Source organism: Candidatus Avelusimicrobium caledoniensis, assembly GCF_902756455.1.
Classification (GTDB): domain Bacteria; phylum Elusimicrobiota; class Elusimicrobia; order Elusimicrobiales; family Elusimicrobiaceae; genus Avelusimicrobium; species Avelusimicrobium caledoniense.
In genome coordinates, this window is sequence record NZ_CACVRB010000003.1 from 52,505 (window position 1) to 65,636 (window position 13,132).

Sequence of the window (13,132 nt, forward strand, 5' to 3'; positions counted from 1 at the left end):
CTCCTGTTACGATCTGTTTTTTTTACGACGCAAAAACGCCGGAATGAGCATTTCATCTTCCGGTTCTACGGCCCGTTCTTTTTCAAACGACGAAAATATATCCCCAATCGTCGGCTTAGAAACCGACGTGGTATCACCCTTTGGAAGCGGCACACGCCCACGGAACACGTTGGCTTTTTCCGGGCTGAAACCCGTAGCGATCACGGTGACTTTAAACGCTCCTGCCAACGACGAATCGTACGTGTATCCGAACATGATAATAGAATCATTACTGGCGTATTGGCGAATTAAATTCATCACTTCGCCTTGTTCCAGCAAAGTCAAATTTTCTTCCGCCGAGAAATGAACGATAAATCCTTTGGCTCCGCGGATATCGGCGTTTTCAAGTAGCGGAGAAGAAATTGCTTTTTTCACAGCCGCCAAATGACGCCCCGGCCCGCTGGCTTCGCCGATACCGATGAGCGACTTGTGCGAGTGACACATCACTTTGCGGATATCGTTAAAGTCAATATTTACTTCGCCGGGTTGTGTAATTACTTCGGAAATTCCTTTGACCGCTTGCAACAATACCTCATCTACCATTTTAAAGGCATCGCGCGAAGAGGTTTCCGGATCAATGTTGGCAAATAATTTTTCGTTAGGAACGATAATCATGGAGTCCACATACTTGGACATTTCTTTGATACCTTCGTCGGCTTGTTTTTCGCGCACGTATCCTTCAAAATTAAACGGACGCGTTACTACCCCGATAACGAGTAAATCGTCCCCGTAAATTTCTTTAGCCAGTTTGGCCAAATACGGAGCGACCCCCGTTCCCGTGCCGCCCCCCATGCCGGCCGTAATAAATAACAAATCACATTGGCCGATGATGAGTTTTAATTTTTCTTTGGATTCTTCCGCCGCGCGTTTGCCGCGTTCCGGATCTCCGCCGACGCCTAGGCCTTTGGTAATTTTTTCGCCTACTTGCACCAGATACGGTGCTTGGTTGCGGCGCAAATCTTGCGCGTCGGTATTAACGGCAATAAAATCAACGTCTTTAAGGCCGCTGGCTACCATGTGATTAATGGCGTTTCCGCCACCGCCGCCTACTCCGACTACTTTGATTTTGGCCTTTTTAGATTCAAACGAATTGGCCGGCATGAATAAATCTCTCATACTAACTCCATCAACCGCCGAAAATGTCCACGCCTTTGAGCCATTTGCCTAATTTGCCAAAGACAGAGGATCCCTTTTCATACGACGCACCGCTGTAATCGTCATAACCCGTTCCACCGGCGGCGTAAATAGCTAGTGACATCGCCGTACTGTACTGCGGGTCAAAAAATGCTTCGTCGCTGGTAACCAGTTCGCGTTGAACAAGGCCGCGGCGTACTTCCTTAAGCCCTAAAATACTGACACAATGTTCGGTAATGCCGGGCATAAGCGAACCGCCGCCCGTTACCACACCGACCACCGGAAAATTTTTGTAGCCCGACGTTTCCACACAATGCGCGACTTGTTCAATCAGTTCTTCTACGCGCGGCTGGATGATATCCAACACGTAGCTTTTTTTGATATTGTGTGTACTGCGCCCGTCCAAAGAAGGCACCGGAATTTCGCCCTCTTCATCTAAAAACGTGGGGAAAGAAACGCCGTATTTTTCTTTGATTTCTTTGGCGTGTTGGCGCGACGTGTGCAACAAGCGCGACAAGTCGCTGGTGATCAAATCGCACCCGTAGGGAATATCGCGCGAGAATTTTAAAATGCCGTCAATGTAAATACCCACGGACATTGTCTCGCCGCCGAGGTCCAAAATCAACGCACCGATTTCTTTTTCTTCCTGCGTAAGCACACAATCGGCCAGCGGTACTAAGCTGTAAAAGTTACCGTCAATTTTATAACCGGGCCGTTGAATTGCTTTGGCTAAATTGTTGATATGCGTGGAAGAACCGGTGGTAATGTGTACATCTACTTCTAAAAGTGAACCTTCCATACCTTCGGGGTTGTTGATGCCGCGTTGCTTGTCAATGGAATAACCTTGCGGGATGACATTGATAATTTCGTTATCGTTCTTAATCGGCATGGCTTTGGCATTTTCTACGGCAAGGTCCATATCCGCTTGGGTAATTTCTTTATCCATGCGCGAGATATTATACGTACCGTGGTTGCTGAACGATTCCAAATGCGCCCCGCGCATACCAACGTATAAATTAGTAATATCGCGGTTACACTCGCGTTCAATACTGCCCAAAATATGCGTAACAGCGGCAGAAGTTTCCCGGATATCCGACACCATCCCGCCGCGCAGGCCCTTACACGGCACACTGCGTCCGGCGAGCACTTTGAGCATATTGGTTTCGGGGTCTTGGGCGGCGGCAATACACGTCATCTTACCGCTACCGATATCTAATCCTGCAATCAAATTTGGTTTTGCCATAGCGTTGTCCACCTACAAAGAATATGAATAAATTTTAGTATAAAAAACGTCTCCGGTCCAGTAGTTTTATAACCGTTACTTTATTATAAAATTTACAGAGCTTTTTGTGTTAAAAAAACTTTACCGTTTTCAAAAAACCGGAAATCCAGGGCAAACGGCCCGGTATATTTTTGGCGCGCCATGGTTAAAATTTGTGCGCCGCGCAGGGCCTTATCTTTAAGCCGCTTGGCCGAACCGAAATCTAACTCTGTACCGTCTTGCAAATACATGCGCACGGTATCCTCGGTCAAGTTCAACTGTAACCGTTTAAAATTTAATGCCTTATTAAGTTTAAGCGTGCTTTCTACCAATTCAATAAATTCCGGACTTAATTTTTCCGTCAAAGGGCCTTCTAACTCCACCGCCGGGACCGGCAAGGCAGGAGGTTGCGGGTCCGTATAAACGGTACTGTCGGAATCAATGTAGCGGACGGTACCGTCCGGCTTAATAAATTTGGCCAAAGGCGTGCGATGGCGGGCCGAAACGGTCAACTTGCCGTTAAACAAACCACGACGCACCGATACGTCTGTGAGCATGGGATATTTTTCGGAAATACGTTTTTGTAAGGTGGTAGCGTCTTTATGTGAGAAAGGTTGATTTTGGTAAGGTAACGCCAAATTGGATAAGTTTCGTTGCAACGGACCGGTTACGCCGGAAACAGCCACTGTTTTGACATGCCAATCAGACAAACGCGCCTGACTTAACCACGTATAAATTTGTTTACCGCCCCAATAGCCCCCACAACCGACAACGGCTATCAGCGCAAACAGGACCGCTAATTTAAACAAAAACCGCGTAGCTGATTTCCGGCGGCCGATCCGTTTACGCTTTGGTAAACAAACAGTCGGCCTATGGGAATAGTTACGCGATTTATTCATGTGACAACCAAAAAAATAATGGGCGGAAAGGGACTTGAACCCTTAAGGACTTTCGTCCATACGGTCCTGAGCCGTACGCGTCTGCCAATTCCGCCACCCGCCCAAGTAGATATATTTTAGAATATTACAACACAAAAAGCCAGTTTTTTTAAAACCGGATATTGTTTTTAAACGTCTGTTCCATTTCGCGGTTTAAATCCCGCTTTTTTAACGCGTCGCGTTTATCAAACAAGTGCTTACCTTTGGCTACGGCCAATTTGAGTTTGGCCCAACCGTTTTTAAAATAAATCTCTAACGGCACTAAAGCGTAGCCCTTAATTTCCGCCTTAGCCGCCAGTTTGCGAAGTTCTTTTTTGTTCAGTAACAGCTCGCGCACGCGGGTCGGCTCCAATTCGCTAAGCGAATTAAATTTATACGGTTTAACGTGCATATTATACACGTAGGCCCGGCCGTTTTCCACCCGCACAAAGCTCCCTTCCAAACTCACTTCTTTTTGGCGGATTGATTTTACTTCCGCCCCCAACAAAGAAAGTCCGGCTTCGTAATCGGTTTCAATAAAATAATCGTGATACGCTTTGCGGTTGGTACACACGACCAAAACAGACGATTTTTTCGGCATGGGTATATTATAGCAAATGCAACAAACCTAACTGCAAAAATGCCCCGGAAAATTCCGAGGCATTTAAACTAAAAAGATTTCGCCGATTAATTGGGCACACTGCAAAAAGCCGTTGAGCCGGTAGACGCCATACCGTAAACATCACAGCGTCCGCTGACAACTCCTTCATTGCAGAAAAAGTTGCTTGTTCCAACGGCGACTTCGTCGCCTTTGTAGATAAAATTGACTCCTTTATAATCGCCTTTGTTACGGACGGCACACACAAAATTTTCATTGCCGGTGCCTGACGGATTGATCACATACGCAAAATCTTTCGTGCTACACGTCATTTGATGTCCGTTAGAGGTGGTACTGGCATTACAAGCGATCGTAAAGTCCAAATTTTCCAGTCCAAATAGCGGCGAGGTGGTATTATAAGTTTCCTTATCCATATTATTCAGCACACGCATTTTTGCATCGTATAACCGTTTAAGCACGGTGCGGACTTCGGCCATGCGGGATTTCTCCACGGCTTTCTCATATTGCGGTACGGCCATCGTTACCAAAATACCCATGATAAGTACCGCTACCAAAATTTCCACCAATGTAAAACCTTTTTTCATATTCACTCCGTTAAAATGACACACCTGCATTGTTTACATCCAGTCCGTAAGTATCGCACGCTTCGGCCGCGGTATCGGAGCTGTCCGGTTGGCAAGACAACGCCAACGTGCGGCGGTTGAGCAGAATATACGTACCGCCGTAACGCTTACCGGTAATGTGTTGCTTAGCCGCCACATATCCGTTAACCGCAATTTTATAGGAAAAGCGGGAACACACCAAAACCGTTTTATCATCACCCAACGAACAACCCGCCGGCAATTTGCTGTCATCAAACATATCCAAACGCGGGAAACCATAATCATTGGCGTTATACCCCGACTGCGCACTTTTTTTTGCAATCAGTTGTTCGTAAGAACGGTAGCCAAATTCCCCGGAGAGCCGTTCGCTGCTGTCGTAAATCGTGCGCAACATAGACACCGCTTCCGATACGCGGGACTTATCCACTACCTTGCTATATTGCGGCAAACCGACAGCCGTTAAAATAGCTACAATCATCAGTACGGCCAGCAACTCTACCAATGTAAAACCTTTTTTCATATTTTCCCCCCTCTTAACAACCGTGTCTTAATTCGGGCACATTTAAGATATCACACGTAGTTGCTTCAGCACTTGTTTTTTTACAACAGGAGATACGGTTACCGTCAAAATACAGTACCGCGCCGGCAAATTTGCCCCGTTTCAATTCGGCAGATATTTTATTTTCTGTCGCTCCACCCTGTTCCTGATCAAACAACCGGTATTTAAAACTATCGGTTATCCAGTAATGGCCCACCGTGTCTCCCGCAGGGACTTCTTCCGGCGTTGCCACGCGGCCTTTCATGTCCATATCCAACCGAGGGAATGTAATTTGCGCTTTATCGTTAATCACTTGCTGTTCTTCCATTAAGCGTTCGCGCGAATCAAAAATAGCGGGCAACATTTGCATCGCTTCAGCGATGCGGGATCGTTCAATACTGCTTCTGTATTGCGGCACGGCAATTGCCGTTAGTACTCCCATAATGAGTACAACGGCCAAAAGCTCAATTAACGTAAAACCACGGGATATCATTGTTCCTCTCTCTAGATTAAAAAATTTTAAATTTCCATTACTATTATAACAAAAAAACTGTTACAATGTAGTGCTGCCCCCTGCGGGCCAAGGAGAAAATATGATTAAAGAAGGATCTAAAGTAAAATTTGATTATACGCTGACGGTAGACGGCAACGTAGCCGACACTTCCGCCGGACGCGGCCCGTTAGAATATACCCACGGGGCAGGACACATCATCCCGGGATTGGAAAAAGAACTTACGGGCATGAAAGTAGGCGACAAAAAAACCGTCAAAGTCGCCCCGGAAGAGGGCTACGGCAACGTGTTGGATGAAGCTATCCGCCGCGTGCCGAAAACTTCTATCGGCGGAGCTGAAAATTTAAAAGTAGGCGACATGGTAGGCGCCAGCAACGCCGGGCATACGTTTCGCGCGGTGGTCAAAGAAATTACCGACAGCGAAGTGGTGTTAGATTTCAACCACCCCTTAGCCGGCAAAGAATTAACCTTTGACGTAGAAATCAAAGAAATCAATTAGTGGTAGCGTATTTGTAAGAACGCCCGCCAAGAATAAGGCGGGCGTTCTTTTATTTTCCAAACTTTTGCAAAAACCATTTTAATACCCACTCGGGTTTATAGTCAATGATTTTGCGGTTGTGCGGCGTGTAACTTTCCGGCGGGGCCATGAGTTGTTTTTCCCGCGGCAGAAACGGATAAAAATAATTCGTTACTACCTCTATATTAGGGTACCATAAATTGTGCACTTTTTTATCTATCCAATGTTGCAACCCTAAATTAGGCAGATTTAACCCCGCACTGGCCGCCCAAAAAACAGAATTAACCGCAATTACGTACAGCGCAAATTCTTGTTTGAGTAGCCAAAGCAAATGCCACGTTTGGTTAATGGTAAATTTTTTAATATCAATTTCCAAATAATTCTCGTTTTCCATCGGGCCGCCTTTAGTAACGCTCAGCACCATGTACCCTTGTTTAATAAGACCCAGTGCCAGTTCCTTAACGTGCGGATACACATAATTGGACCCGCGTGAGTCTAGCTGTAAAAACACAAGCCCTTTTTTACCACTCATTTTATTGCGGATCCGTTGCACATGTTCCGACACCACCGCGGCGGGCTCTTGCGGGAAATACATCACCGGGGCAGGAACTTCGGCGGGCAACGGCAAACCAAACGTATCCAGCAAACTAATCACGCGGTGGGTTACTTTGGTACTGTAATCGTAATAAACGGGTACGGCTAAAAAGCCGTCCGGGATATTTTTAAAAGCGTCTTCGTAATCATAATTTTTCCAAATGAGCGGATGACGAGAGCCGTTAAAATAAAACACCTTTTCAAAGTGCGGGTTTTCTTCCAACAGTTTACCGACAATCGGGGAGTTATTACGGTCAAACTGCGCGCCGACATAGGCATAAAACGGCACGTTAGGATATTTCTTTTTGAGCTCCCCCCACACGGGCGTAGTATATAGGTAATCGCCAATACCCATAAAGAAAATAAACGCAAACCCTTTAACAGCCCCGGTAGCAAGCGCGTTATCCAAATTATAATGCACATGTTCATGGCGGTAAAGCGGACGCGAAATGCGGTAAAAATGCGGATCCGTCGGTAAAACAACCGCGCGGCAGTTGCTCCCGTCGTAGCGATACCACGGAGCTGTTTTTTCCGGCACAAAGGCCGTGCATGCGTGATACACCTGCCGCATGATTTCATACGGCACACATAAAGCCCGGCGGGCACAAATTTTACGATATAATTTCCGATTCATACACAAAAAATCCCCGCGCGCACGCACGGGGAGAAAGGAAACGGCCTATTGATAATATTCAGTACCGCCGCCCGTAGTATGTTTCTTGGCCTGTGCGGCTTGGAAAAAAGCCGTACAATCGCCACTATGGCATATCCAAAACATCTCGCCTTTGGACAAACCATCTACCGGCAACCCCGTAGCATTAGCCGTACCTACGTACCCGCGCTCTAATTCCACTCCTGTTCCTTCCTTAGAACTAGCCACCGCATAACAGTTGCGGTACTTGGGATCACCGTACGGTTTAACGGCAAAGTTCCAATACTTGCCCTGTTGGCTTACCTTGATATCCAAATCATTTAAATCACTAGGGCATCTACGATAGGCCGCGGCGTAAATCATAGCGGCATCTAAAATAGTTTTCGTCGTAAGTGTGGCCTCAGCCGTTTTAGATTTATCTATGGCTTTGCGGTAATTAGGGAGTGCCACCGCCGACAAAATACCTACAATCAACATCACTACCAACATTTCAAGTAACGTAAAACCTTTTTTGTTCATAATTTTTCTCCTTGTAAATCTACTAATAGTATAACAAAAAAACCGCTTGATTTTACAAGCGGTATTGTAATATTTTTTATTTTTATTACGGCATACGGAAATAATTCCAAGCACCCTCGGAGGTAGTATGCAACAATGTTCCTTTCATAATTTTTTTGCAATAAGCCCCTTTACTCTTAGTAAACTTATAGGCGGCACTTCCGCTAACCATTTCCACGCAGACCATTTCGTCCTCTTTGTATTGCGGATGATCCGGCACGGCATAAATTTCAAAGGAGGCCCCGCTATACGGGCCGGAAATACGGGTTACCGCCACGGAACGTGCTACCGAATTTTGAATTTGGATAGACCAATCTGCATTAGATTTACCTTGCTTGTAATGTCCAAGGTATATTCCGTTTCTTGTTCCCGTCCACGGAATTTCTACCGCCAATTCATCAAACGTAGCGGGCCATTCTCCGTTAGCCAATTGGTACGCTTTAGCCGCCGTATATACACTTTTTAGCAAGGTAATCGCTTGAGTGGCCCGGCTTTTTTCCACTGCTTTTTGGTACTGCGGGAGCGCGACTGCGGCCAAAATTCCGACAATTAACACAACCACCAATAATTCAATGAGCGTAAATGCTTTTGCGTCTAAACAACCCGTAGAACTACTTTCTTTTTGCATACATATCCCTCCTTGTGATTTCTGTTTAATCAAATTAAATCAAAAAAAAAAACGATGTCAAGCAAAATTTTTTCCCGCGCAAATACCCATTTGCGCTTGAACTTTCAAAATTCTATAATAGGTATAAGGTTTCGTTTAGCTTGCCCGGCAAGCAAAACCCAAAACCGTTTTTAATTCAAAAAATAAGGAGACTTTCCAGTATGGCTAAATTAGTTGCTATGGACGGCAACGGGGCAGTATCCCACGTCGCCCATGCCACCAACGAAGTAATCGCTATTTACCCGATTACCCCGTCTTCCACGATGGGTGAAATCTGCGACGCAAAAAGCGCCAAAGGCGAAACAAACATTTGGGGCAATGTTCCCTCGGTTAGCGAATTGCAATCTGAAGGCGGTGCCTCCGGTGCGGTGCACGGCTCTTTGGTAGCCGGTGCACTGACCACCACGTTTACCGCTTCGCAAGGGTTGCTTTTGATGATTCCGAATATGTACAAAATCGCGGGCGAACTTACGCCTACGGTTTTCCACGTTTCGGCCCGCGCTATTGCGACCACCGCTTTGTCTATTTTCGGCGATCACTCCGACGTTATGGCCGTACGCCAAACCGGGTGGGCCATGTTGTGCTCGGATAACCCGCAAGAAGCCATGGATATGGCTTTAGTGGCCCAAGCATCCACCTTGCGTGCCCGCGTACCGTTTGTGCACTTCTTTGACGGTTTCCGCACCAGCCACGAACTGAACATGGTGGAACCGCTCACCAAAGAACAAATGAAAGAAATGATTAACGACGAGCTTGTGGCCGCCCACAAATCGCGCGGCTTAAACCCGGAACACCCGACCGTGCGCGGTACGGCTGCCAACCCGGATGTGTACTTCCAAGAACGCGAAGCCGTTAACAAATTCTATAACGCCGTACCCGGTATCGTCAAAGAAGAAATGGCGAAACTCGCCAAAATGACGGGCCGCACCTACGATTTGTTCCAATACTTCGGCGATAAAGATGCCGAACGCTTAATCGTTATTATGGGCTCCGGCGCCGACGTAGCGCAAAACGCCGTAGAACTGATGAAAGGCGAAAAAGTGGGCGTGCTCAAAGTTAAACTGTTCCGCCCGTTCTCTATTGCCGATTTCATCCGCGTCATCCCGAACACCATTAAGAAAGTAGCCGTCATGGACCGCACCAAAGAGCCCGGCTCTTTAGGCGAGCCCTTGTTCCAAGATGTTTGCGCGGCCTTTTTAACCGAAGAAGCCAAAGCCAAATTTGCGACCACTCCTTTAATTATCGGCGGCCGCTATGGTATCGGCTCCAAAGATTTTACCCCTAGCGACATCAAAGCCGTATTTGACAATTTAGCCGCTAAAAACCCGGTAAAAGATTTTGTAGTTGGCATTAACGACGATTTGACGCATAAATCGCTCCCCGCTACTAAATTAGAAAGCAAAGCCGGCAACGATATTTTCGCGGCCTTGTTCTATGGACTCGGCTCTGACGGCACCGTCGGTGCGAACAAAAACACGATGAAAATTATTTCTGCCAACGGTTTCTTTGCGCAAGGATACTTCGTCTATGACTCTAAAAAATCGGGCTCTATGACGACGTCTCACATCCGCTTCGGCAAAAACTACATCCGCGCTCCGTACCTCATCCAAGCCGCTGATTTTATCGGCGTACACATGTTTGACTTCTTGGATAAATACGACGTGCTCGGCAAAGCCAAAAAAGGCGCGACCGTGCTCATCAACGCGCCCTACTCCGCCGAAGAAGTGTGGAATCACTTAACCGCGGAAGTACAACAAATCATCATTGACCGCCAATTAAAAGTTTATGTAATTGACGCGTCCGAAATTGCTTTGAAGACCGGCATGGGCAGCCGCACCAACACGATCATGCAAACGGCGTTCTTCGGTATTGCGGGTGTAATTCCGTCTGAAAAAGCGATTGCGGACATCAAACACGCCATTGAAAAAACCTATTCCAAAAAAGGCGAAGAAGTCGTACAGAAGAACTACAAAGCCGTAGATGCGGCCTTGGCGGGTCTACACGAAGTAAAATATCCGTCCAAAGTTTCTTCCAAACTGCACACCAAAGCCCCTGTTCCGGCCGATGCTCCGGCGTTTGTAAAAGACGTCTTGGGCGAAATGATTGCCGGACGCGGCGACGCTTTGCCTACCTCTAAAATGCCGGAAGGCGGCGTGTACCCGACGGGCACCACCCAATACGAAAAACGCAACATTGCCATTATGGTTCCGGCGTGGGATCCTAATACGTGTATCCAATGCGGTTTCTGCTCTATGGTGTGCCCGCACGCGGCTATCCGCATTAAAGCGTACGACGCCGATGCACTCAAAAATGCGCCGAAAACCTTTAAATCTGCCGACGGCAAAGCCGACCTCGCCGGTAAAAAATTCACCGTGCAAGTAGCGGTGGAAGACTGCACCGGCTGCGGCGCGTGTGTATTTAACTGCCCGGCGAAAAACAAAGAAAACCCGGAAAAGAAAGCCATTAACATGGTACACCAACTTTCCGTGCGCGAAAACGAAATTGACAACTACGCTTTCTTCTTGGGCTTGAAACAAGCCGCTGTAAACACGAAGAAAGAAAGTGTCAAAGGTTCTCAAATGAGAAAGCCGTTGTTTGAGTTCTCCGGCGCGTGCGCGGGCTGCGGTGAAACTCCGTATGTAAAACTCTTAACGCAATTATTCGGTGATCGCTTAGCCGTTGCCAACGCGACGGGTTGTTCGTCCATTTACGGCGGCAACTTGCCCACCACCCCGTATTGCCAACGTGAAGACGGCAAAGGACCGGCGTGGGCCAACTCGCTCTTTGAAGATAACGCCGAATTTGGGTTGGGTATGCGCTTAGCGTTTGACCAACTCAACCACGATGCTAAAGCCCTCTTGGAGCAAGCCAAACAAGATGAAAACTTCAAAGCCCATACGGCCTTGATTGACGCTATTTTGACGGCTGACCAAACAACCGATGCGGGCGTGGAAGAGCAACGCAAACGCGTAGCCGAACTCAAAGGTATTTTAGAAGGCGGCGCGAAAAAAGGTTGCGAAACTTGCAAACGCCTCTTAAGTTTGACCGACTATCTCATCCGCAAATCGGTGTGGATCTTGGGTGGTGACGGTTGGGCCTACGATATCGGCTACGGCGGTTTAGACCACGTTTTGGCCAGCGGCAAGAACATCAAAATCTTGGTGTTAGATACCGAAGTGTACTCCAACACCGGCGGTCAAATGTCCAAAGCGACCCCGTTAGGCGCGAAAGCTTTGTTTGCCGCGGGTGGCAAAACGATGCCGAAAAAAGACCTCGGTATGATTGCCATGACGTACGGCAACATCTACGTCGCGCAAGTAGCTATGGGTGCGAATATGAACCAAACCATCCAAGCCCTCGCGGAAGCCGACGCCTATGACGGTCCGGCCTTGGTAATTGCCTACTCGCACTGTATCGCTCACGGGATTGATATGTCCAAAGGTATGGGTGAAGCCAAACGCGCCGTACAAGCCGGCCGCTGGATCCTCTACCGCTTCAACCCCGAGGCCCGCTACGAAGGCAAGAACCCCTTGCACGTGGATAGCCCGCTCGGCGCGCCGACGTTGCCGCTAGCCGACTATATGAGTGGCGAAAACCGCTTTAAAGGGCTCATGCGCGATAACCCCGAACTGGCGCAAAAGCTCATTAAACAAGCGGAAAGCGAGTATGCGTGGAGACGCGACCTTTATAAACAATTGGCCGCAATCACGCCCGCTGAGAAATTAGAGAAATAACAACCGACACGAAGTTCTATTGTAACGCACACTCCCCAAAATAAGTTATTTTGGGGAGTGTTACTTTCTAGCGATACAATTTCCTATATTTTGGGTACCTTTGGCACCGATTTACCCCTGATGTACCTGTCGGTATGTCTATTTGGTTTTGAAAAATTCACACTATCTCCAGCCGCCTATAACGGAAAAACTAAAAGGCGTTTTGTTCCCTATCCAAATATTTCCATTTTTGTAATGCACACCACCCATTGATAAACATATGTTTTTTAAATTTTGTGAATCTTGAGGAGCTCCGCAATATTCTTTTCCTCCCCATCTATCTGCATGATCTAGGCATATAGAATAATTGAACAAAGCGGTTTTGTTATCATCTTTCATAAGAGTAACAGCAACATCCCAAGTACACATTTGATTGTAGGACCGCACGGCAAAAGCAATATGATCTTTCGTAATACAATAGCCCGCACCCTCGCAAGGGAATTCTATATCATAATCAGTAATGTAGTTACTATATGCGCCATGTTCTAAGTAATAGACTTCAGCGGCTTGTTTCATGGCCTTAACAGTAGGTATAACAGCAGCCAATCGACTTTTTATTATGACTTTTTGATATTGCGGTACAGCCACCGCCGCCAAAATACCGATGATAAGAACAACCACTAAAAGTTCAATAAGCGTAAATGCTTGTTTGTTTTTCATATCAATCTCCTCTGATAACTTTTACCAACAAATAAAATCTATCAAAAAAAAAAACGATGTCAAGTCCTTTTTTTCAAGCAGAGCGAAAAA

13 protein-coding genes and 1 tRNA gene are annotated in these 13,132 nt (G+C 46.9%); 2 read left to right on the forward strand and 12 right to left on the reverse strand.

The window, feature by feature from the left end; all coding sequences use genetic code 11:
• Positions 1-6: 6 nt before the first annotated feature.
• From ftsZ to ACQY2W_RS01290, 8 genes are all read right to left on the reverse strand, one after another.
• A complete protein-coding gene (gene ftsZ, locus ACQY2W_RS01255) occupies positions 7-1,155 on the reverse strand; it encodes a cell division protein FtsZ (protein WP_428048766.1) in 1,149 nt (382 codons plus the stop codon).
• Positions 1,156-1,165: 10 nt separating this feature from the next.
• Entirely contained in the window at positions 1,166-2,416 is a 1,251-nt protein-coding gene (gene ftsA / locus ACQY2W_RS01260) for a cell division protein FtsA (protein ID WP_428048767.1), read from the reverse strand.
• Between the two features lie 92 nt (positions 2,417-2,508).
• Complete coding sequence (locus ACQY2W_RS01265) at positions 2,509-3,333, reverse strand: hypothetical protein (RefSeq protein WP_428048768.1); 825 nt, start codon at positions 3,331-3,333, stop codon at positions 2,509-2,511.
• Positions 3,334-3,352: 19 nt separating this feature from the next.
• Positions 3,353-3,436 (reverse strand) — tRNA-Leu (locus ACQY2W_RS01270).
• Positions 3,437-3,481: 45 nt separating this feature from the next.
• Positions 3,482-3,952 (reverse strand): SsrA-binding protein SmpB, encoded by a 471-nt coding sequence (smpB, locus tag ACQY2W_RS01275; RefSeq protein WP_428048769.1) that lies wholly within the window; start codon positions 3,950-3,952, stop codon positions 3,482-3,484.
• Positions 3,953-4,038: 86 nt separating this feature from the next.
• The gene (locus ACQY2W_RS01280; RefSeq protein ID WP_428048770.1) at positions 4,039-4,554 is read right to left on the reverse strand and encodes a type IV pilin protein; all 516 of its coding nucleotides are present in this window, start codon (positions 4,552-4,554) and stop codon (positions 4,039-4,041) included.
• 10 nt (positions 4,555-4,564) lie between these two features.
• Positions 4,565-5,092, reverse strand: coding sequence for a pilin (locus tag ACQY2W_RS01285; RefSeq protein WP_428048771.1), 528 nt, complete (start codon positions 5,090-5,092; stop codon positions 4,565-4,567).
• A 13-nt stretch (positions 5,093-5,105) separates the two neighbouring features.
• Positions 5,106-5,603: a type IV pilin protein gene (locus ACQY2W_RS01290; RefSeq protein ID WP_428048772.1), complete on the reverse strand. Its 498-nt coding sequence runs from the start codon at positions 5,601-5,603 to the stop codon at positions 5,106-5,108.
• A 100-nt stretch (positions 5,604-5,703) separates the two neighbouring features.
• On the opposite strand from ACQY2W_RS01290, the gene ACQY2W_RS01295 reads away from it, so the two are divergent.
• Positions 5,704-6,120, forward strand: a complete 417-nt coding sequence (locus ACQY2W_RS01295) for an FKBP-type peptidyl-prolyl cis-trans isomerase (protein ID WP_428048773.1) — start codon at positions 5,704-5,706, stop codon at positions 6,118-6,120.
• 49 nt (positions 6,121-6,169) lie between these two features.
• On the opposite strand, the gene ACQY2W_RS01300 is transcribed toward ACQY2W_RS01295, so the two are convergent.
• From ACQY2W_RS01300 to ACQY2W_RS01310, 3 genes are all read right to left on the reverse strand, one after another.
• Positions 6,170-7,366, reverse strand: a complete 1,197-nt coding sequence (locus tag ACQY2W_RS01300) for a hypothetical protein (protein ID WP_428048774.1) — start codon at positions 7,364-7,366, stop codon at positions 6,170-6,172.
• Positions 7,367-7,411: 45 nt separating this feature from the next.
• Positions 7,412-7,903 carry a type IV pilin protein gene (locus ACQY2W_RS01305; RefSeq protein ID WP_428048775.1) on the reverse strand — a complete coding sequence of 164 codons (492 nt, stop codon included), beginning with the start codon at positions 7,901-7,903 and terminating at the stop codon, positions 7,412-7,414.
• Positions 7,904-7,988: 85 nt separating this feature from the next.
• Complete coding sequence (locus ACQY2W_RS01310) at positions 7,989-8,570, reverse strand: type IV pilin protein (RefSeq protein WP_428048776.1); 582 nt, start codon at positions 8,568-8,570, stop codon at positions 7,989-7,991.
• A gap of 200 nt (positions 8,571-8,770) precedes the next feature.
• Here ACQY2W_RS01310 and nifJ point away from each other — a divergent pair, with 200 nt between their 5' ends.
• Positions 8,771-12,343, forward strand: coding sequence for a pyruvate:ferredoxin (flavodoxin) oxidoreductase (gene nifJ / locus ACQY2W_RS01315; protein ID WP_428048777.1), 3,573 nt, complete (start codon positions 8,771-8,773; stop codon positions 12,341-12,343).
• A 162-nt stretch (positions 12,344-12,505) separates the two neighbouring features.
• Here the strand turns inward: nifJ and ACQY2W_RS01320 are convergent, their stop codons facing one another.
• Positions 12,506-13,042: a type IV pilin protein gene (locus ACQY2W_RS01320; RefSeq protein ID WP_428048778.1), complete on the reverse strand. Its 537-nt coding sequence runs from the start codon at positions 13,040-13,042 to the stop codon at positions 12,506-12,508.
• Positions 13,043-13,132 lie beyond the last annotated feature (90 nt).